Below are 16,883 nucleotides of genomic sequence, written 5' to 3' on the forward strand. Positions count from 1 at the left end.
ACCGTTACGCTCAGCCTTCCGGCCCCACGGCCGTCTGCGTGAGCCCCGACGCGACCACCGAGCGCAGCAGCTGGCCCATCCAGTCGGCCCGCGCCTCCTCGACCTCGTCGCTGACGGGCTCCTCATCGCGCGGCAGCTCGGACTCGTCGAGGTCGTTGTCGATGATGTAGACGACCTCGCCGGGCCGCTCGTAGTAGAGCCGCTCGCGGGCCTGCGTCGTGATGTAGGCCGGGTCCTGCCAGCGCTCCTGCTCGGCCTCGAGGTCCGCGATCTCGTCGGCCGTGAGCTGCACGGCCTCCTCGAGCGCGGCGATCTTCTGCCGCTGCTCCACGAAGGTCCCCACCGTCGGCACGAGCACGAAGGCGCCCAGCACGACGAGCCCGAGCATGATGACGGTGAATCCGGAGACGCGCAGCCCGCCGAGCCAGTCGCGGGCGCTGGCCGCGCGGGGCGTCCGCCGCCGAACGCGGGAAGGGGGAGCCGATCCGGTCATCCGCTCCCCCTTCCGATCGTCGTGTGCGCTCAGCCCTTGAATCGGGGGTAGGCGCCGCGGCCCGCGAACACCGCCGCGTCGCCCAGCTCCTCCTCGATGCGCAGAAGCTGATTGTATTTCGCGACCCGGTCGCTGCGGGCGGGCGCGCCGGACTTGATCTGACCGCAGTTCACGGCGACCGAGAGGTCGGCGATCGTCGTGTCCTCGGTCTCGCCCGAGCGGTGCGACATCATCGCGGTGTAGCCCGCGTTGTGGGCCATCGCGACGGCGTCCAGCGTCTCGGTGAGGGTGCCGATCTGGTTCACCTTGACGAGCAGCGAGTTGGCCACGCCCTGGTCGATGCCGCGCTTCAGGCGCTCGGGGTTGGTGACGAACAGGTCGTCGCCCACGAGCTGCACCTTGCCGCCGATCGCGTCGGTGAGGGCCTTCCAGCCCTCCCAGTCGTCCTCGGCGAGCGCGTCCTCGATCGTCACGAGCGGGTAGTTCGCGAGCAGCTCCTCGTAGTAGCCGATGAGCTTCTCGCTCGACCACTGCTCGCCCTCGAACGTGTAGACGCCGTCCTGGAAGAACTCGGTGGCGGCCACGTCCAGGCCCACGGCGATGTCGGTGCCGGGAGTGAAGCCGGCCTTCTCGATCGCGCCGATGAGGAAGTCCAGGCCCTCGCGGTTGCTGGGCAGGTCGGGGGCGAAGCCGCCCTCGTCGCCGAGGCCCGTGGCGAAGCCGCCCGCGAGCAGCTCCTTCTTGAGCACGTGGTAGGTCTCGGCGCCCCAGCGCAGCGCCTCGGCGAACGACTCGGCGCCGTGCGGCACGAGGAAGAACTCCTGCATGTCGATGCCGTTGTCGGCGTGCTCGCCGCCGTTGATGACGTTGAGCGCCGGCACGGGCAGCACATGCGCGTTCGGGCCGCCGAGGTAGCGGAACAGCGGCAGGTCGGCGCTGTCGGCCGCGGCCTTGGCGACGGCCAGGCTGACGCCCAGGATGGCGTTGGCGCCGACGCGCTTCTTGTTCGGGGTGCCGTCGACCTCCTTGAGCGTCGCGTCGATGACGCGCTGGTCGCTGGCGTCGAGGCCCTCGATGGCGGGGCCGAGCTCGTCGATCACGGCGTCGACGGCCTTCTGCACGCCCTTGCCGTTGTAGCGGTCCTTGTCGCCGTCGCGCAGCTCGTACGCCTCGAAGGCGCCGGTGGACGCGCCGGACGGGACGGCCGCGCGCTGCACGATCCCGTCGTCCAGCAGCACCTCCACCTCGACCGTGGGGTTGCCGCGAGAATCGAGAATCTCGCGAGCGCCAACTGCTTCGATCTGTGCCACGGGTGACTCCTCTGCACGTGGGGATGACCGGTTCCGATCCGCGTTTCAGCCTAGTCCCGCCCGGGGCGTGCCCGTGGCCGCCGCGACGGTATTCCGTTCGCATCAGACGACGAGGGCGACCGCGATGCCGTCCCAGCCCTTCGCGCCGACCGTCTGCAGCGCCGAGGCGTCGAAACGCGGGTCGGTGCCGAGCATCTCCAGCCCCTCTCGCGTGCCGCGCACGCGGGGATCGTCGGTGCCCGCGTCGACGATGTCCCCCGAGCGCCCGATGTTGTCGACGACGACGACCGTGCCGGGGTGCCCGAGCCGTGCCGCCCAGTCGAGGTAGAGCGTGTTGCGCTCCTTGTCGGCGTCGATGAAGACGAGGTCGAATCCGGGCACGAGCGTGGGCAGCACGTCGGCCGCGGCGCCGACACGGATGTCCACCCGCTCCCCCACGCCGGCGCGGTCGACGTTCTCGCGCGCGACGGCGGCGTGGGCCGGCTCGGCCTCGATCGTCACGACCTCGCCGTCATCGGGCAGGGCCCGCGCGAGCCAGATGGTCGAGTAGCCGCCGAGCGTGCCGATCTCGAGCACACGGCGCGCTCCCGCGATGCGGGCCAGCAGGTGCAGCAGCTTGCCGGCCGGCGGCGAGACCTCGATGTCGGGCAGGCCCGCGTCGCGCTGCGCGGCGAGCGCCGCCTCGAGCGCCGGGTCGTCGCCGACGAGCGTGTCGGTGAGGTAGCGGTCGGCGGCGGCCCACGCCGCGGGCGTCGATTCGGCCATGGGGACATCTCATCGCCGCCGCGCGGCACGGTCAAGCCCCGGCGGGCTCCCCCGACAGGCGCTCCTCGCGGAAGGCGCCCGCCAGCACCATCGCGACGACGATGGCGGCGATGACGACCCACGCGACGACGCCGAGCGGCCCGACCACGGCCATGTCGATCCGCTGTCCCGCGGCGGCGAGGACGACGACGATGCCGCCGACGGCGTTCATCGCACCGTGGGCGAAGACCGCCGGCCAGATCGATCCCGTGCGCAGGCGCGTCCACCCCAGCAGGACGCCCCACGCCACGCAGCCGCCGATCATGAGCAGCACGCCCGTGGCGTCGGTGCGGCCGAAGTTGTGTCCCAGCAGCGTGACGGGCGCGTGCCACAGCCCCCAGATCACGCCGCTGAACAGCAGCGCCGGCCAGGTGCCCCAGGGCCGCAGCGCGGCGAGCAGCCAGCCGCGCCAGCCGACCTCCTCCCCGAAGGCGAGGAGCGCGTTGGGGATCACGGCGGCGAACGGCACCGCGATCAGCTGCGTCAGCACGACCGTGCCGAGCGGCAGCGCCGACGGATCCACGCCGGCGGCGGCCAGCTGCTCCGCGAAGCCCGAGAAGTGCACGAGGTCGAGCTCGACGAGCCCGAACCAGGCCGACACCGCGACGACGAGCAGCGTGATGACGATGGGGCCCAGCAGCGCCGCGACGGCGAAGCCGATCGTGCGGCCGACGGGCCGCAGGGGCCACACGCCGAGGAAGCGCCACACGTCGCGGCGCGGCACCTTCATGGCGAGCACGACGATGAGGGTCGCGAGCGCCGGCGTCCACATCATCGCCGACACGAACACGGTGGCGATCGGCTGGGACGCGAGGTCGCCGATCCACAGCGGCATGGCCACCGCCCACGCGAGCAGCAGCACGAGGGCGGTGAACAGCGCGACCGCGTTCCACGGCACGCGCGCCTGCGGGGCCTCCTGCGTGGTCATCGGTCCGTCTCCCTCGATGCGTCGCCGTTCGCGCCCTCGCGGGCGATGAGTCCGTTCAGGAGGGCGGCGCCGGTCTCGGCGTCGTCGACCGTGACCGTGAAGGCCCGCCCGTCGGTGCGCCGCACCCGGATCGCCTCCCCCGTGCGCAGGATGACGCCCCAGCCCGCGTTGACGCTGTACCGCCATCCCCAGCCGCCGTACTCGCCCATCGGGTTGACCTGCACGACGGTGGCGGAGCGGATGCGCTCGCGCGGGATCCGCACGCGCGGCCAGCCCAGGGCCGAGCGCACCTCGAGCCCCGCGTCGTCGATCCGCACGCGGAAGACCGTGTTCGTGGCCACGAGGACGGCGAGGAGGACGGGCACCGCGACGGCGATGAGGATTCCCGCATCGGCCTCGCCGCCGATCTGCGCCCACGCCACGGCGACGGTGGCGGCCAGGGCGGCCACGATCAGGCTCCAGACGAGGATCAGGCCCGTCCGGCTCATCGACACCGTCTTGAGCCAGACGGCGTGCTCGGCCTCGCCGAGCGCGAGGGGCGAGGGCTCCTGCGGCGCGGCGTCGGTGCGCGGCGGCTCCACGACGACGCGCCACGCCGCGAGCGCGAGGAGCGCCCCGAGGGCGAGTCCGACGAGCGCCCACCAGCCGGGCAGCGTCGCGTCGCGGGCGTCGTCGATCCCGATCTGCGGGACGAACGTCGCGAGCATGAGGCTGCCGAGGAAGCCGGTCTCGGCCCACACGATCGCGGCGAGCAGCCGGTAGCTCATCGGGCCACCGCGGACGAGCTGCTCCGGTGCGGCGTCGGCGAGGTAGGGCGTCAGCGCCACGAGCAGCGTCACGACGAACCCGGTTCCGCCCGTGACCAGCGGCAGCAGCCACGGCGCCGAGAAGCCGTCCGGCTCCCCGGACAGACCCCAGTGCGAGGCGACCGGATCGGGCAGCTGCGGCAGCAGGGCGAACTGGACGATCATCAGGACGAGGAACACGGCCAGCGGGATGCCGATCGCGATGATCGCGTAGCGGCGCCTCGCGGCCTTCCTCGTGAGCGTCGCTGTCATGATGCCCCCTCCTTCTCGTGGTCGTGGCGGCCCGCCTCGCGGACGAGCGAGGCGAGGGTGTCGCGGTCGATGCCCAGCTCGTCCGCGCGGGCGGCGAGCCGCGTGATGTGCGGCAGCAGCACGGCGACGGCGGCACCGCGCTCGGCCACGATCGCTCCCCTGCCCGGCCGCATCGAGACGAGTCCCTCGTCGCGCAGCACCTGGTAGGCGTGCAGCACGGTGTGCAGGTTGACGTCGAGGGAGGCGGCGACGTCCTTGGCGGACGGGAGCCGCTCGCCCGCGGTCACGCGGCCGGCCGCAATGTCCGCGCGGATCGACGCGGCGAGCTGGGCGTACACGGGCTCGTCGCGCGTCGGGTCGATCCTCAGCAGCATGGCGGCCTCCTCGCGCTTATTCTAGTTGCAATAGAACAATGCAGTCAAAGCGGGCCGGCCATCTCGCCCCGATACACTCCCCCGCGTGGAGACGATCGCGCGGGGTTCCTGGTGGGAGGTCGCGCGGGCGTTCCTGAAGCTCGGCGTGACGTCGTTCGGCGGCCCCGTGGCCCATCTCGGGTTCTTCCGCGCCGAGTTCGTCGAGCGGCGGCGATGGCTCGACGACCGGTCGTACGCCGACCTCGTCGCGCTGTGCCAGTTCCTGCCCGGCCCGGCATCGAGCCAGGTGGGCTTCGCGGTCGGGCTGCTGCGCGCAGGGCCGCTCGGCGCGCTGGCCGCCTTCGTCGCCTTCACGCTCCCCTCGGCGCTGCTCATGGTCGCCTTCGCCTTCGGTGCGGCGCTGTTCCGCGGGCCCGTCGGCGAGGGCCTGCTGGACGGTCTCAAGATCGTGGCGGTCGCGATCGTGGCCCAGGCGGTGTGGGGCATGGCGCGCACGCTCACCCCGGATCGCACGCGGGCGGCGATCGCCGCCGGCGCCGCCGGCATCGCGCTGCTGGCGGCGGGCGCCACCGGCCAGGTCACCGCGATCGCCCTGGGCGCCGTCGTGGGCCTGCTGCTGTGCCGCCCCGCGGAGATTTCACCGGCGAACCGGCTGCGCGTTCCCGTCTCGCGCACGGCGGGGCTCATCGCGCTCGCGGTGTTCCTCGTCCTGCTCGTCGGCCTGCCGATCGCCGCGATCGCCGGCGATCCGACGGTCTCCCTCGCGGATGCGTTCTACCGCGCCGGCGCCCTCGTGTTCGGCGGCGGGCACGTCGTGCTCCCGCTGCTGGAGGGCGAGGTCGTGACGACCGGATGGGTCTCGCCGGAGGAGTTCCTCGCCGGCTACGGCGTGGCCCAGGCCATGCCGGGCCCGCTGTTCACCTTCGCCGCCTACCTCGGCGCCGTGAGCGACAACGGCGCCGGCGGTGGCCTCGGCGCTCTCGTCGCGCTGCTGGCGGTGTTCCTGCCCGGCTTCCTGCTGCTGGTCGCGGCCCTGCCGTTCTGGGCCGCGCTGCGCGGCAGCGCGAACGGCCAGGGCCTCATGAACGGCGCGAACGCCGCCGTCGTGGGCATCCTCGCCGCCGCGCTCTACGATCCGGTCTTCACCACCGCCGTCACCGATCCGGCCGCCTTCACGCTGGCGCTCGTGTGCTTCGTGCTGCTCGTCGCCTTCCGGCTGCCGCCGTGGGCCGTGGTGATCGTCGGCGCGGCCGGCGGCGTGCTCATCGGGGTGCTGCCGTGACCGAGCGCTACTCCGAGGCCTACGCCGCCGCACACGGCCGCTTCACGGTGATCCCCGCCGCGTACGTCTTCCTCCGCCGCGGCGACGAGGTCCTGCTGCAGCTGCGCAAGGGCACCGGCTACTACGACGGTCACTGGGCCGCCGGGGCCGCCGGGCACGTCGAACGGGGCGAGTCGGTGCTCGAGGCGGCCGCGCGCGAGGCGCTCGAGGAGTTGGGCGTGACGCTGGATCCCGCCGATCTGCAGTTCCTCACCGTCGAGCACCGCACGGGCGACGGCGCCGCCGTGGATGAGCGCGTCGACTTCTTCTTCGCCTGCGACCGCTGGAGCGGCGACCCGACGCTGCAGGAGGACAAGGCCGCCGACCTGCGCTGGTTCCCGCTCGCCGCGCTGCCCGATCCCGTCGTCCCGCACGAGCGGATCGTGCTGGATCGACTGCGCACCGGATCCCTCGACCCGGTGACGCCCGTCGGCTTCTGACCCGCCCGCGGGCCGGGCGGGGCGCTCAGCCGAGCGGCTTGAGCTCGAGCTCGGCGCGCGTCGCCCCGGCGGCGACCGACGCGAAGGCCGTGTAGCCGTCGGCCTCGGCGCGCGCGAGCAGGCCCTTGAGGTTCTTCGTGCGCCGCTCGAGGCGCACGCGCGACCCCTCGGCGACGAGCGCCGCCTTGAGGGCGACGAGCTCGGCGACCGGCACGTCCCTGTCGTGCACGAGCACGACGGCGGGGGCGGCATCCGGGTCGGCGAGCGAGACGAGGTCGACGATCCGCTCGAACCCGATCGAGAAGCCGACCGCCGGAACGTCCTGGCCGAGGAAACGGCCGATCATGCCGTCGTAACGGCCGCCGCCGCCGAGCGAGTACGTCACCGACGGGTGGGCGAGCTCGAAGATCGTGCCCGTGTAGTAGCCCATGCCGCGGACGAGGAACGGATCGAACACGAGGGGAGGCACTCCCCCGCGCGCGGCCGCGACGGCCTCGCCGATGCCCACGAGGTGCGCGATCACCTCGTCCGGCACGCCCTCGGGCAGGGCGGCGCGGATCGCGTCCTGGCCGAATGCGGCCTGCGCGCCGGGCGCGCGGCCGAGGAACACCTCGAACGCGTCGACGGCCTCGGTCGTCGCGCCGCGCTCGCGCAGCTCGGCGGTGACGCCGGCGGGGCCGATCTTGTCGAGCTTGTCGATCGTGATGAGCACGCCGGGGCGCTCCTCCGCGGCGAAGCCGAAGACGTCGAGCATGGCGTCGAGCGCGCGGCGGTCGTTGATCCGCACCGTCGCGCCCTCCAGCCGGAGCGCGTCGAGCGTGTCGAGCGAGGCGACGATGAGCTCGGCCTCGGCGCGCGCGGTGTCGTCGCCGATGATGTCGATGTCGCACTGCAGGAACTGGCGGTAGCGGCCCTTCTGCGGCCGCTCGGCGCGCCACACCGGGGCGATCTGGATCGAGCGGAACACGCTCGGCAGCTCCGCGCGGTTCGTCGCGTAGAACCGGGCCAGCGGCACCGTGAGGTCGTACCGCAGGCCGAGGTCGGTCAGTGCGGCAGGGTCGTCGGCCGCCGCCCGGATGGCGTCGCCGTCGAGCCCGCGGCGCAGGATGTTGAACGCGAGCTTCTCGTTGTCGCCGCCGATCCCGGCGTGCAGGCGCCCGTACTCCTCGACGACGGGCGTCTCGATCTCGTCGAACCCGTGCGCACCGTAGCGCTCGCGGATGACGGCGAGCACGCGCTCGCGACGGGCCTTGTCGGCGGGGAGGAAGTCGCGCATCCCGCGCGGCGCATTCACGGAAGCCATAGCCCGACCATTCTCTCAGGTGACGCACCGAGCCCGATGCCGCGCCGCGGAGCGCTGCTAGGGTCGATCCCGACACGGGGTGCCCCGACCGGGGCTGAGATCACACCCGCCGAACCTGCTCTCGTCAGCACGAGCGAAGGGATGTCATGATGACGCTGCCGTCCGCCTCGGAGGTGTCGAGGCACCTCCGGACCGTCCGATCCACCGCGCCGCTGGTCCACTGCATCACGAACACCGTGGTGCAGAACTTCACGGCCAACGCGCTCCTCTCCGTCGGGGCCTCCCCCGCGATGGTCGACATCGTCGGCGAGGCCGGCCCGTTCGCCGGCGTGGCGAGCGGCCTGCTCGTCAACCTCGGCACGCCGAGCCCCGAGCAGCGCGCCGCCGCCGTGGAGGCCACCGAGGCGGCGGCCGACGCCGCGACCCCGTGGGTGCTCGATCCCGTCGCCGTCGGCGCGCTCCCGGTGCGCACGCCCCTCGCGCGGCGCCTCGCCGAGGCCGGTCCGCGCGTCATCCGCGGCAACCCCTCCGAGATCGCCGCGCTCGCGGGCGGCGGCCAGGGCGGGCGCGGAACCGACAGCGCGGTGGGCGTGGACGAGGTGCTGCCGGACGCCCGTTCGCTCGCGGCGCGCACCGGGGCGGTCGTCGCCGTGTCGGGAGCCGTGGACGCGATCATCGGCGGATCGAGCATCACGCGTGTCGCCACCGGCACGCCCCTTCTCACGCGGATCACCGGGGGCGGCTGCGCGCTCGGCGCCGTCATCACGGCCTTCGTCGGCGCGTGCCGCGACGATGATCCCGCGACCGTGACGACCTCGGCGGTCGCGGTCTACACGATCGCGGCCGAGCGCGCCGCACGCGCGGCGGCCGGGCCCGGATCGTTCGCCGTGTCGCTGCTCGACGAGCTCGCGGCGCTCGACGACGACGCGATCGCGCGCGCCCTCGACGCCGCGGCCGCGGAGGGCGCGGCACGATGAGCGCCGACCTGTCGCTCTACCTCGTCACGGACGGCGCGCACGCGGCCGCCGCGGGGCACACCGTCCCGGACGTCGTCGCGCGGGCCGTGGCCGGGGGCGTCACGACCGTGCAGGTCCGCGAGAAGCACGCGGGCGCCCGCGACGTCCTCGAGCTCGTGCGGGCGGTCGCCGATCGCCTGCGCGCCGCTCCGCACGTGACGCTGCTCGTGAACGATCGCGTCGACGTCGCCATCGCCGCCCGCGACGCCGGGGCGCGCGTGGACGGCGTGCACGTGGGCCAGTCGGATCTGCCTGCGGCGGCCGCGCGCGCGATGCTCCGCGCCGCCGGCTTCGCGCGGCCCGTCGTCGGCGTCAGCGCGGCGACGCCCGAGCAGCTCGCCGCGGCCGAGCGCGACGGAGCCGACTACGTGGGCATCGGCGCGGTGCATCCGACGGCGACCAAGTCCGACGCGCCCGCCGCCGTCGGCCACGAGGGCTTCGGGCCGCTCGCCTCCGCCACCGCGCTGCCGGCCGTCGCGATCGGGGGCGTCACCGCGGCCGACGCCGCACCGCTGCGGGCGGCCGGGGCGGCGGGGATCGCGGTGGTCTCGGCCGTCTGCGCCGCGCCCGACCCCGAGGCGGCCGCCCGCGCGCTGCGCGGCGCCTTCGCGGGGGTGGACGCATGATCCCCCGCGTCCTCAGTATCGCGGGCACGGATCCGACCGGCGGCGCGGGGATCCAGGCCGATCTGAAGAGCATCGCGGCGCACGGCGGGTACGGCATGGCCGCCGTGACGTCGCTCGTCGCGCAGAACACGCACGGCGTGCGCTCGGTGCACACGCCGCCACCGTCGTTCCTCGCCGAGCAGCTTGACGCCGTGAGCGACGATGTCGAGATCGACGCGGTGAAGATCGGCATGCTCGGCGACGCGGCGACCGTGCGCATCGTGCGGGAGTGGCTCGAGCGGGTGCGGCCGCCCCGCGTGGTGCTCGACCCGGTCATGGTCGCCACCTCCGGCGACCGGCTGCTGGCCGCCGAGGCCGAGGAGGCGCTGCGCGAGCTGCTGCCGCTCGCCGATGTCGTCACCCCGAACGCCCCGGAGCTGGGCGTCCTCGTGGGCCGGCCCGCCGCCCGCGACACCGACGGGCTCCTCGACCAGGCGCGGCTGCTCGCGGAATCCTCCGGCACGCTGGTCGTCGCCAAGGGCGGGCACGTCCCGGGTCCGCTCGTCGTGGACGCCCTCGTCGGCCGGGAGGGCGCGCTCGCGCGCTTCGAGAGCCCGCGGATCGACACGTCGACCACCCACGGCACGGGGTGCTCGCTGTCCGCGGCGATCGCCACGCTCGCCGCGCGTGACGACGACTGGACGCTCGCGGTCGGGCGCGCCAGGGACTGGCTCGCCGCCGCGATCGCCGAGGGCCCCCGCCTGCGCGTGGGAACGGGCAACGGGCCGGTGCACCACCTCGTCGAGATCGAGCGGGTGCTGCCGGGCGCCGGGCCGATCACCTCGGCCTGGTGGCGCGACATCGCCGAGCTGCGCGCGCGGATCGACGCGCTGCCGTTCGTCCGCTCCCTCGCCGACGGCACGCTCGCCGCCGACACGTTCCGCTGGTACCTCGCGGAGGATGCCGCGTATCTCGCCGAGTACGCGACCCACCTGGCCCGGGCGGCGGAGCTCGCGCCGCGCACGTCCGACGCGGCGTTCTGGCGTGCGGGCTCCGTCGCCGCGCGCGAGGAGGCCGAGCGGCTGCACCTGCGATGGACCGCCGCCACCGCGGATGCCGCCCCCGCGACGCGCGCGTATCTCGATCACCTCGCCCGGTCGGCCGATCGCGGGTACGAGGTGCTCATCGCGGCCCTGTTGCCCTGCTACTGGATCTACGCCGACATCGGTCGGCGCATGCCCTCCCCCGATCCCGCGCACCCCTACGCCGCGTGGGTGCAGGCGTACGCCGACCCCTCCTTCGCCGCCGCGACCCGCCGGGCCACGGCGACCGTCGAGTGCGCCGCGCGGGCGGCCGATCCGGTGACGCTCGTCGACATGCGCGAGGCGTTCGTCACCTCCGCGCAGCACGAGCACGCCTTCTTCGCCGCCCCCTGAACGCGAACCGCATTCTCGCGCCGAGACAGCGTCCGAACGCCACGGTCTCGGCGCAATGATGCTGTCTCGCGGGAGGATAGGGGGGTGAGCGGATTCGGGGACGAGCTGAAGCGGGCGGCCGACACCATGCGCGAGGTGCGCGAGCGGTGCGTGTGGACGCAGCGGATGACACACGAGGAGCTCGTGCCGTATCTCATCGAGGAGTCGGCCGAGCTCGTCGACGCCGTCGAGCGCGGCGACCGCGCGGAGATGCGCGAGGAGCTGGGCGACCTGCTGTGGCAGGTGCTGTTCCACGCGGAGCTCGCCTCGCGCGACGATGACCCCTTCGACATCGACGACGTCGCCCGCGGGCTGAACGAGAAGATGATCCGCCGCCATCCGCACGTGTTCGGCGATGAGACGGCCGAGACGCCCGAGCGCGTGCTCGAGCTGTGGAACGCGGCCAAGGCGGCCGAGAAGCGCGACCGAACGTCGGTGCTCGACGGCGTGGCCGCAGGGATGCCGTCGCTCGCCCTCGCGCAGAAGCTGCTCGGCAAGGGCGCGCAGGTCGGCGTGGGCGCCGAGCTGCTCGAGGACATCGCCGCGGCCGAGGCCATCGAGCAGGCCGAGGGCGTCGAGGCCCTGCCCGCGAGCGAGGAGGAGCTCGGCGACACGCTGCTCGGGCTCGTCGCCCTCGCCCGCGCCCGCGGCTGGGATGCTGAGCGCGCGCTGCGCGGCCGCGCCCGCGCCCTGGCCGACGAGATCCGCGCCGCCGAGTAGCCCGGCGGCGCGGATCGGGCGTCAGTCCAGCTGGCCCCTGAGCTCGTGCGGGTCGGGCTCGCCGCGCTCCGGCGCGGGCTCCTCGAGCCCCTCGGCCTGCAGCCGGCGGTGGTGACGCGCGCGCATCGATACGAGCACGGCCGCCATCACCAAGGAGATGACCGACCCGCCGAGCACGCCGAGGATCGCCTCGTCCCGCAGCAGCGCGTCGTCCGCGAACGCCAGGTTCGCCATCAGCAGCGACACCGTGAATCCGATGCCTCCCAGGGCCGCGGCGGCGAGGATGTCCGGGAACGCGATCGAGACGGGCTCGCCCTTGGGGCGGATCCGCACCGCGATCCATCCGAACAGCCCGATGCCGATGAGCTTGCCGACGGGCAGCGCCACGAGGATTCCCCACAGCGCCGGAGACAGCTCGGACGGCGACACCTGCGGGATTGCGACGAGGGCCGCGAAGAAGGCGAAGATCGGAAGGATCAGCCCGTTGATCCAGGGCTCGAGCGCGTGGCGCGCGTGCATGCCCTCGTCCTGACGGATCGCGAGTCCCAGCATGACGCCGGCGATCGTCGCGTGGATGCCACCGAGGTACACGAACGCCCACGCCGCGAGCCCGAGCACGACCATCGCGATCGTGAGGACGACGGTGTTGCGGTCGTTGCGGAACCGGCTCAGCACCGCGAAGGCCACGACGAACAGGATGCCGATGGCGAGGCTGCCGAAGTCGATGTCGTGGGCGAACAGGACGGCGATGAAGAGGATGCCGACGATGTCGTCGATGATCGCGAGCGCCAGCAGGAACACGCGGACCTTCGAGGGAAGGCCCCGGCCGAACATGGCGAGCACGCCGAGGGCGAAGGCGATGTCGGTGGCGGTCGGCACGGGCCAGCCGTCGCGGGTGGCGGGGTCGCCCGCGGCGAAGAGCAGGTAGACGCCGATCGGCACGAGCACGCCGCCCGCCGCGGCGATCGCGGGCTGGATGGCCTTGCGGGCGCTGTTGAGCTGGCCCTTCGTGAGCTCGTACTGCAGCTCGACGGCGACGCCGAAGAAGAAGATGGCGAGCAGGAAGTCGCTCACCCAGTGGGAGATCGACAGGTCGAGGCCGGTGCCGGGGACCGCCAGGTGCGCGTGGCTGGCCTCGATCACGGCGCCGCCGAAGGGGAGGTTGGCCACGATCAGGCCCAGCGCCGCGGCGCCGAGCAGGAGGAAGGCCGGGAAACGCTCGGAACGGAGGAGCTTCATCAGGTCCTTTCGGGGTGACGGAGCCGCGCGCTGACCGCGCGCGACGCCGACCAGACTTCCCGGCACACCACGTTCCACCCTACCCGGCGGTCGGTGCCGAGCCGGTCGGGGCCCTGTCAGGCACTGGGAAGAGCGCGTCGAGCAGCTGGGCGACCCAGCCGATGAGCGCCGCGTCGTCGCCCGGCTCGATCCGGGTGGGCAGGGGCACGACCATCGCCTCTCCCCCGGACAGGATCTTCGCCCCGGGATACAGCCGCTGCACGCGCACCTTCATCGAGTCCGCGAGGTTCGCCGGTGCGATGCGCAGATTCTTGCCCATCGCGACGACGTCGGCCAGCCCGGCCTGCGCCGCGCGGCGACGCAGGCGCGCCACGCGCACGAGCCCCTGCACCTCGGCCGGCGGCTCGCCGTAGCGGTCCGTCAGCTCCTCGACGACGAGGTCGATCGCGTCGTCCGGTGCCGTCACGGCGGCGGCGGCCGAGAGCTTCTGGTACGCCTCGAGACGCAGGCGCTCGCTGTCGATGTACGACTCGGGGATGCGCGCGTCCACGGGCAGCTCGAGCCGCAGCTCGGTCGGCCCCTCGGTCTCCTCGCCACGGAACGTCGCGACCGCCTCGCCGATCATGCGCAGGTACAGGTCGAAGCCGACGCCGGCGATGTGGCCCGCCTGCTCGGCGCCCAGCAGGTTGCCGGCGCCGCGCAGCTCGAGGTCCTTCATGGCCACCTGCGTGCCCGATCCGAGGTCGTTGTGCACCGCGATGGTCTGCAGTCGGTCGGCCGCCGTCTCGCTGAGCGGCTTGTTCTCGTCGTACACGAAGTACGCGTACGCGCGCTCGCGCCCGCGCCCCACGCGGCCGCGCAGCTGGTGCAGCTGGGCGAGGCCGTACTTGTCGGCGCGGTCGATGATGATCGTGTTCGCGTTGGCGATGTCGATGCCGGTCTCGATGATCGTCGTGCACACGAGCACGTCGAACTTGCGCTCCCAGAAGTCGTCGACGACCTGCTCCAGCTGGTGTTCGCCCATCTTGCCGTGCGCCACCGCGATCCGCGCCTCGGGCACGAGCTCGGCCAGGTGGGCCGCGACGGAGTTGATCGACTGCACGCGGTTGTGCACGTAGAACACCTGGCCCTCGCGCAGCAGCTCGCGGCGGATGGCGGCGGTCAGCTGCTTGTCGTTGCGCGGGCCGACGTACGACAGGATCGGGTGCCTGTCCTCCGGCGGCGTCGCCAGCGTCGACATCTCGCGGATGCCGGTGACGGCCATCTCGAGCGTGCGCGGGATCGGCGTCGCGCTCATCGCGAGGATGTCGACGTTCGTCTTGAGCTTCTTCAGCGCGTCCTTGTGCTCCACGCCGAAGCGCTGCTCCTCGTCGACGATCAGCAGGCCGAGGTCCCTGAACGTCACGCCCTCGGTGAGGATCCGATGCGTGCCGATCACCATGTCCACGGATCCGTCGGCGAGGCCCTGCAGCGTCTCGCGGGCCTCCTTGTCGGTCTGGAAGCGGCTGAGCGCCCTGACCTTGACGGGGAAGCCGGCGAAGCGCTCCGTGAACGTCTCGAAGTGCTGCTTCACGAGCAGCGTCGTGGGCACGAGCATGGCGACCTGCTTGCCGTCCTGGATCGCCTTGAACGCGGCCCGCACGGCCACCTCGGTCTTGCCGAATCCCACGTCGCCCGACAGCAGGCGGTCCATCGGGACCGGGCGCTCCATGTCGCGCTTGATCTCGTCGATGGTCTGCAGCTGGTCGGGCGTCTCCGCGAAGGGGAACGCCTCCTCCAGCTCCCGCTGCCACGGGGTGTCGGGCCCGAACGCGTGACCCTTGGCCGCCATGCGCGCCGAATAGAGCTTCACGAGCTCGACGGCGATGTCGCGCACCGCCCTGCGCGCCTTGCTCTTGGCCTGCGACCAGTCGCTGCCGCCCATCTTCGACAGCTGCGGGCTCTCGCCGCCCACGTACTTCGAGAGCAGGTCGAGCTGATCGGTCGGCACGAACAGCTTGTCGCCCGGGTAGCCGCGCTTGGACGGCGCGTACTCCAGCACGAGGTAGTCGCGCTCGGTCTTCACTGCGTTGCGCCCGCCCGTGGACACCTGGCGCTTGGTCATCTCGACGAAGCGCCCGATGCCGTGGGTGGCGTGCACGACGAAGTCGCCCGGCTTCAGCTGCAGCGGGTCGACGACGTTGCGGCGACGGCTCGCGAGCTTCTTCGGACCGCGGCTCGTGCCGCCGATCGTGCGGCCGTAGAACTCGTTCTCGCTGAGCACGGCCAGGCGCGCCTCGTCCGATTCGAACCCCTGCTCGATCGCGCCGCGCACGAGCGTGACGAGCCCCGACTCGGGCGTCTCGTCCAGCGTCTCGACGACGCGCGCCGCGATCCCGCGCTCCGAGAGCACGTCCCTGGCCCGCTCGATCAGGCCCGCGCCCTCCGCCACGACGACGACGCTCCAGCCCTCGCGCACCCGCGCCGCGATGTGCTCGGTCGCGCCGTCGACGTTGCCGTGGAACGACGGGACGATCGAGCCGCGGATCCGCGTGCCCTCGATCGCCTCGTGCTCCTCGCCTGCCTCGGCCAGATCCGCCGCGATGTCGGCCGCGCCCGAGTCGAACGGGCTGAGCGTCCACCACACGCCGCCGCCGTCGCGCACGTCCTCGCGCAGCCGCCCGATCGTGAGGAAGTCGCCGCTGGCGAGGTCGACCGGCGCGCTCGCGCCGCTCGTCGCGGCGTTCCAGGCAGCCTCGAGGAACTCGCGGTTCGTCTCGGCGAGCGACAGCGCGCGCGTGACCGCGCGCTCCGGATCGACGAGCGCCACGGCGGCGCCCGGGGGCAGATAGCTCGCGAGCGAGACGAGCGGGCCCGCCACCACCGGCGTGAGGGACTCCATGCCCTCCGTCGGAATGCCCTCCGCCATGCGCTCCAGCAGCTGGGCGATGCCGGGCAGGCTCCCCTGCAGCGAACGGGCGCGCTCGCGGATCTCGTCGGTGAGCAGCAGCTCGCGGCTCGGCACGAGCTCGACCCGGGCGACGTCGCCCGGCAGCGACCGCTGGTCGGCCACCGAGAACGCGCGGATCTGGTCGACCTCGTCGCCGAACAGCTCGACGCGATACGGGTGCTCCGCGACGGGCGGGAACACGTCGAGGATGCCGCCGCGCACCGCGAACTCGCCGCGGCGCGAGACCATGTCGACGCGCGTGTACGCACGCTCGACGAGCGCCGCGACGATCTCGTCGAGGTCGTGCCCGCGCTCGCCCGTCGCGAGCACGATCGGCTCGACGTCGGCCAGACCGGCCGCGAGCGGCTGCACCGCGGCGCGCACGGAGGCGGTGACGACGACGGGCGAGGAGCCGTCCCACGCGGCCAGCGCGCGCAGCGTCGCGAGCCGCCGGCCCACGGTCTCGGCGCTCGGGCTCAGGCGCTCGTGCGGCAGGGTCTCCCACGCGGGGAAGCTCAGGACCGTCGCCTCGGGCACGAACGACTGCAGGGCCGCGCCCAGCGCATCGGCGCGGCGCCCGGTCGGCGCGATGGCCAGCAGCACGCCGGGCCGGCCGGAGGCGACGCGGCGTGCGAGGAGAGCGGCGAGCGCCGGGGCGTCGAGCCCGTCGACGAGCGAGAAGTCGGCATCGACGCCGGCGTTCGCGACCGCGTCGCGGAAGGACTCGGAGCGGTCGAGGGCGCGCGAGATCCCGTGCACAGTCACCGATCAAGTCTACCGGGGCGCTCTTTTATTGGATCTGCGCGCGCTCGGGCACCCGCTGCGCGGGCGCCGCTCGCGTGCTCGCGCCGGCGCTCCCGCGCCGGCG

Annotated in this window: 15 protein-coding genes and 1 riboswitch; of the genes, 6 read left to right on the forward strand and 9 right to left on the reverse strand. The window is 73.4% G+C overall.

The features are described 5' to 3' along the window. Positions 1 to 10: 10 nt before the first annotated feature. The 6 genes from ACYVJ0_RS11455 to ACYVJ0_RS11480 form a co-directional block, all read right to left on the reverse strand. A complete protein-coding gene (locus ACYVJ0_RS11455) occupies positions 11 to 493 on the reverse strand; it encodes an FtsB family cell division protein (protein ID WP_460817934.1) in 483 nt (160 codons plus the stop codon). A 29-nt stretch (positions 494 to 522) separates the two neighbouring features. Then, positions 523 to 1,803: a phosphopyruvate hydratase gene (eno, locus tag ACYVJ0_RS11460; protein ID WP_449853597.1), complete on the reverse strand. Its 1,281-nt coding sequence runs from the start codon at positions 1,801 to 1,803 to the stop codon at positions 523 to 525. A 102-nt stretch (positions 1,804 to 1,905) separates the two neighbouring features. Next, positions 1,906 to 2,568 carry an O-methyltransferase gene (locus ACYVJ0_RS11465; protein WP_449853598.1) on the reverse strand — a complete coding sequence of 221 codons (663 nt, stop codon included), beginning with the start codon at positions 2,566 to 2,568 and terminating at the stop codon, positions 1,906 to 1,908. Between the two features lie 31 nt (positions 2,569 to 2,599). Beyond that, positions 2,600 to 3,535: a lysostaphin resistance A-like protein gene (locus ACYVJ0_RS11470; protein WP_460817936.1), complete on the reverse strand. Its 936-nt coding sequence runs from the start codon at positions 3,533 to 3,535 to the stop codon at positions 2,600 to 2,602. Next, positions 3,532 to 4,593 carry a DUF1648 domain-containing protein gene (locus ACYVJ0_RS11475; RefSeq protein WP_460817938.1) on the reverse strand — a complete coding sequence of 354 codons (1,062 nt, stop codon included), beginning with the start codon at positions 4,591 to 4,593 and terminating at the stop codon, positions 3,532 to 3,534. Before ACYVJ0_RS11475 ends, ACYVJ0_RS11470 begins: the two co-directional genes overlap by 4 nt. Beyond that, positions 4,590 to 4,967, reverse strand: coding sequence for a GntR family transcriptional regulator (locus ACYVJ0_RS11480; protein WP_449853601.1), 378 nt, complete (start codon positions 4,965 to 4,967; stop codon positions 4,590 to 4,592). The genes ACYVJ0_RS11475 and ACYVJ0_RS11480 overlap by 4 nt, the downstream gene beginning before the upstream one ends. An 85-nt stretch (positions 4,968 to 5,052) precedes the next feature. Here ACYVJ0_RS11480 and chrA point away from each other — a divergent pair, with 85 nt between their 5' ends. Together chrA and ACYVJ0_RS11490 are read left to right on the forward strand one after the other, a co-directional pair. Next, the gene (gene chrA, locus ACYVJ0_RS11485; RefSeq protein WP_460817939.1) at positions 5,053 to 6,249 is read left to right on the forward strand and encodes a chromate efflux transporter; all 1,197 of its coding nucleotides are present in this window, start codon (positions 5,053 to 5,055) and stop codon (positions 6,247 to 6,249) included. After that, a complete protein-coding gene (locus ACYVJ0_RS11490; RefSeq protein WP_460817941.1) occupies positions 6,246 to 6,728 on the forward strand; it encodes an NUDIX domain-containing protein in 483 nt (160 codons plus the stop codon). The genes chrA and ACYVJ0_RS11490 overlap by 4 nt, the downstream gene beginning before the upstream one ends. 25 nt (positions 6,729 to 6,753) lie before the next feature. On the opposite strand, the gene hisS is transcribed toward ACYVJ0_RS11490, so the two are convergent. After that, a complete protein-coding gene (gene hisS, locus ACYVJ0_RS11495) occupies positions 6,754 to 8,031 on the reverse strand; it encodes a histidine--tRNA ligase (protein WP_460817943.1) in 1,278 nt (425 codons plus the stop codon). Positions 8,032 to 8,096: 65 nt separating this feature from the next. Then, a riboswitch (TPP riboswitch) is annotated at positions 8,097 to 8,190 on the forward strand. Here hisS and thiM point away from each other — a divergent pair. The 4 genes from thiM (at position 8,181) to ACYVJ0_RS11515 (ending at position 11,847) form a co-directional block, all read left to right on the forward strand. After that, entirely contained in the window at positions 8,181 to 9,008 is an 828-nt protein-coding gene (gene thiM / locus ACYVJ0_RS11500; protein ID WP_460817945.1) for a hydroxyethylthiazole kinase, read from the forward strand. Its footprint overlaps the riboswitch before it by 10 nt. Then, on the forward strand, positions 9,005 to 9,673 hold the full coding sequence (gene thiE / locus ACYVJ0_RS11505) for a thiamine phosphate synthase (RefSeq protein WP_460817947.1): 669 nt from the start codon (positions 9,005 to 9,007) through the stop codon (positions 9,671 to 9,673). The genes thiM and thiE overlap by 4 nt, the downstream gene beginning before the upstream one ends. Then, entirely contained in the window at positions 9,670 to 11,088 is a 1,419-nt protein-coding gene (thiD, locus tag ACYVJ0_RS11510) for a bifunctional hydroxymethylpyrimidine kinase/phosphomethylpyrimidine kinase (RefSeq protein ID WP_460817948.1), read from the forward strand. The genes thiE and thiD overlap by 4 nt, the downstream gene beginning before the upstream one ends. A 126-nt stretch (positions 11,089 to 11,214) precedes the next feature. Continuing rightward, positions 11,215 to 11,847, forward strand: coding sequence for a nucleoside triphosphate pyrophosphohydrolase (locus ACYVJ0_RS11515; protein WP_460817953.1), 633 nt, complete (start codon positions 11,215 to 11,217; stop codon positions 11,845 to 11,847). Between the two features lie 21 nt (positions 11,848 to 11,868). Here ACYVJ0_RS11515 and nhaA read toward each other — a convergent pair whose 3' ends face one another. Both nhaA and mfd read right to left on the reverse strand, forming a co-directional pair. Beyond that, on the reverse strand, positions 11,869 to 13,086 hold the full coding sequence (gene nhaA, locus ACYVJ0_RS11520) for a Na+/H+ antiporter NhaA (RefSeq protein ID WP_460817949.1): 1,218 nt from the start codon (positions 13,084 to 13,086) through the stop codon (positions 11,869 to 11,871). 79 nt (positions 13,087 to 13,165) lie between these two features. Then, the gene (gene mfd, locus ACYVJ0_RS11525; RefSeq protein ID WP_460817951.1) at positions 13,166 to 16,780 is read right to left on the reverse strand and encodes a transcription-repair coupling factor; all 3,615 of its coding nucleotides are present in this window, start codon (positions 16,778 to 16,780) and stop codon (positions 13,166 to 13,168) included. Positions 16,781 to 16,883 lie beyond the last annotated feature (103 nt).

This window comes from Microbacterium petrolearium (assembly GCF_054782875.1).

Excerpts from the sequence above, each read along its gene's own strand:
- ACYVJ0_RS11455 (WP_460817934.1), bottom strand. The coding sequence starts at position 493 with ATGACCGGATCGGCTCCCCCTTCCCGCGTTCGGCGGCGGACGCCCCGC.
- ACYVJ0_RS11465 (WP_449853598.1), bottom strand. The coding sequence starts at position 2,568 with ATGGCCGAATCGACGCCCGCGGCGTGGGCCGCCGCCGACCGCTACCTC.
- ACYVJ0_RS11470 (WP_460817936.1), bottom strand. The coding sequence starts at position 3,535 with ATGACCACGCAGGAGGCCCCGCAGGCGCGCGTGCCGTGGAACGCGGTC.
- ACYVJ0_RS11475 (WP_460817938.1), bottom strand. The coding sequence starts at position 4,593 with ATGACAGCGACGCTCACGAGGAAGGCCGCGAGGCGCCGCTACGCGATC.
- ACYVJ0_RS11480 (WP_449853601.1), bottom strand. The coding sequence starts at position 4,967 with ATGCTGCTGAGGATCGACCCGACGCGCGACGAGCCCGTGTACGCCCAG.
- hisS (WP_460817943.1), bottom strand. The coding sequence starts at position 8,031 with ATGGCTTCCGTGAATGCGCCGCGCGGGATGCGCGACTTCCTCCCCGCC.
- thiM (WP_460817945.1), top strand. The coding sequence starts at position 8,181 with ATGACGCTGCCGTCCGCCTCGGAGGTGTCGAGGCACCTCCGGACCGTC.
- thiE (WP_460817947.1), top strand. The coding sequence starts at position 9,005 with ATGAGCGCCGACCTGTCGCTCTACCTCGTCACGGACGGCGCGCACGCG.
- thiD (WP_460817948.1), top strand. The coding sequence starts at position 9,670 with ATGATCCCCCGCGTCCTCAGTATCGCGGGCACGGATCCGACCGGCGGC.
- ACYVJ0_RS11515 (WP_460817953.1), top strand. The coding sequence starts at position 11,215 with ATGCGCGAGGTGCGCGAGCGGTGCGTGTGGACGCAGCGGATGACACAC.
- nhaA (WP_460817949.1), bottom strand. The coding sequence starts at position 13,086 with ATGAAGCTCCTCCGTTCCGAGCGTTTCCCGGCCTTCCTCCTGCTCGGC.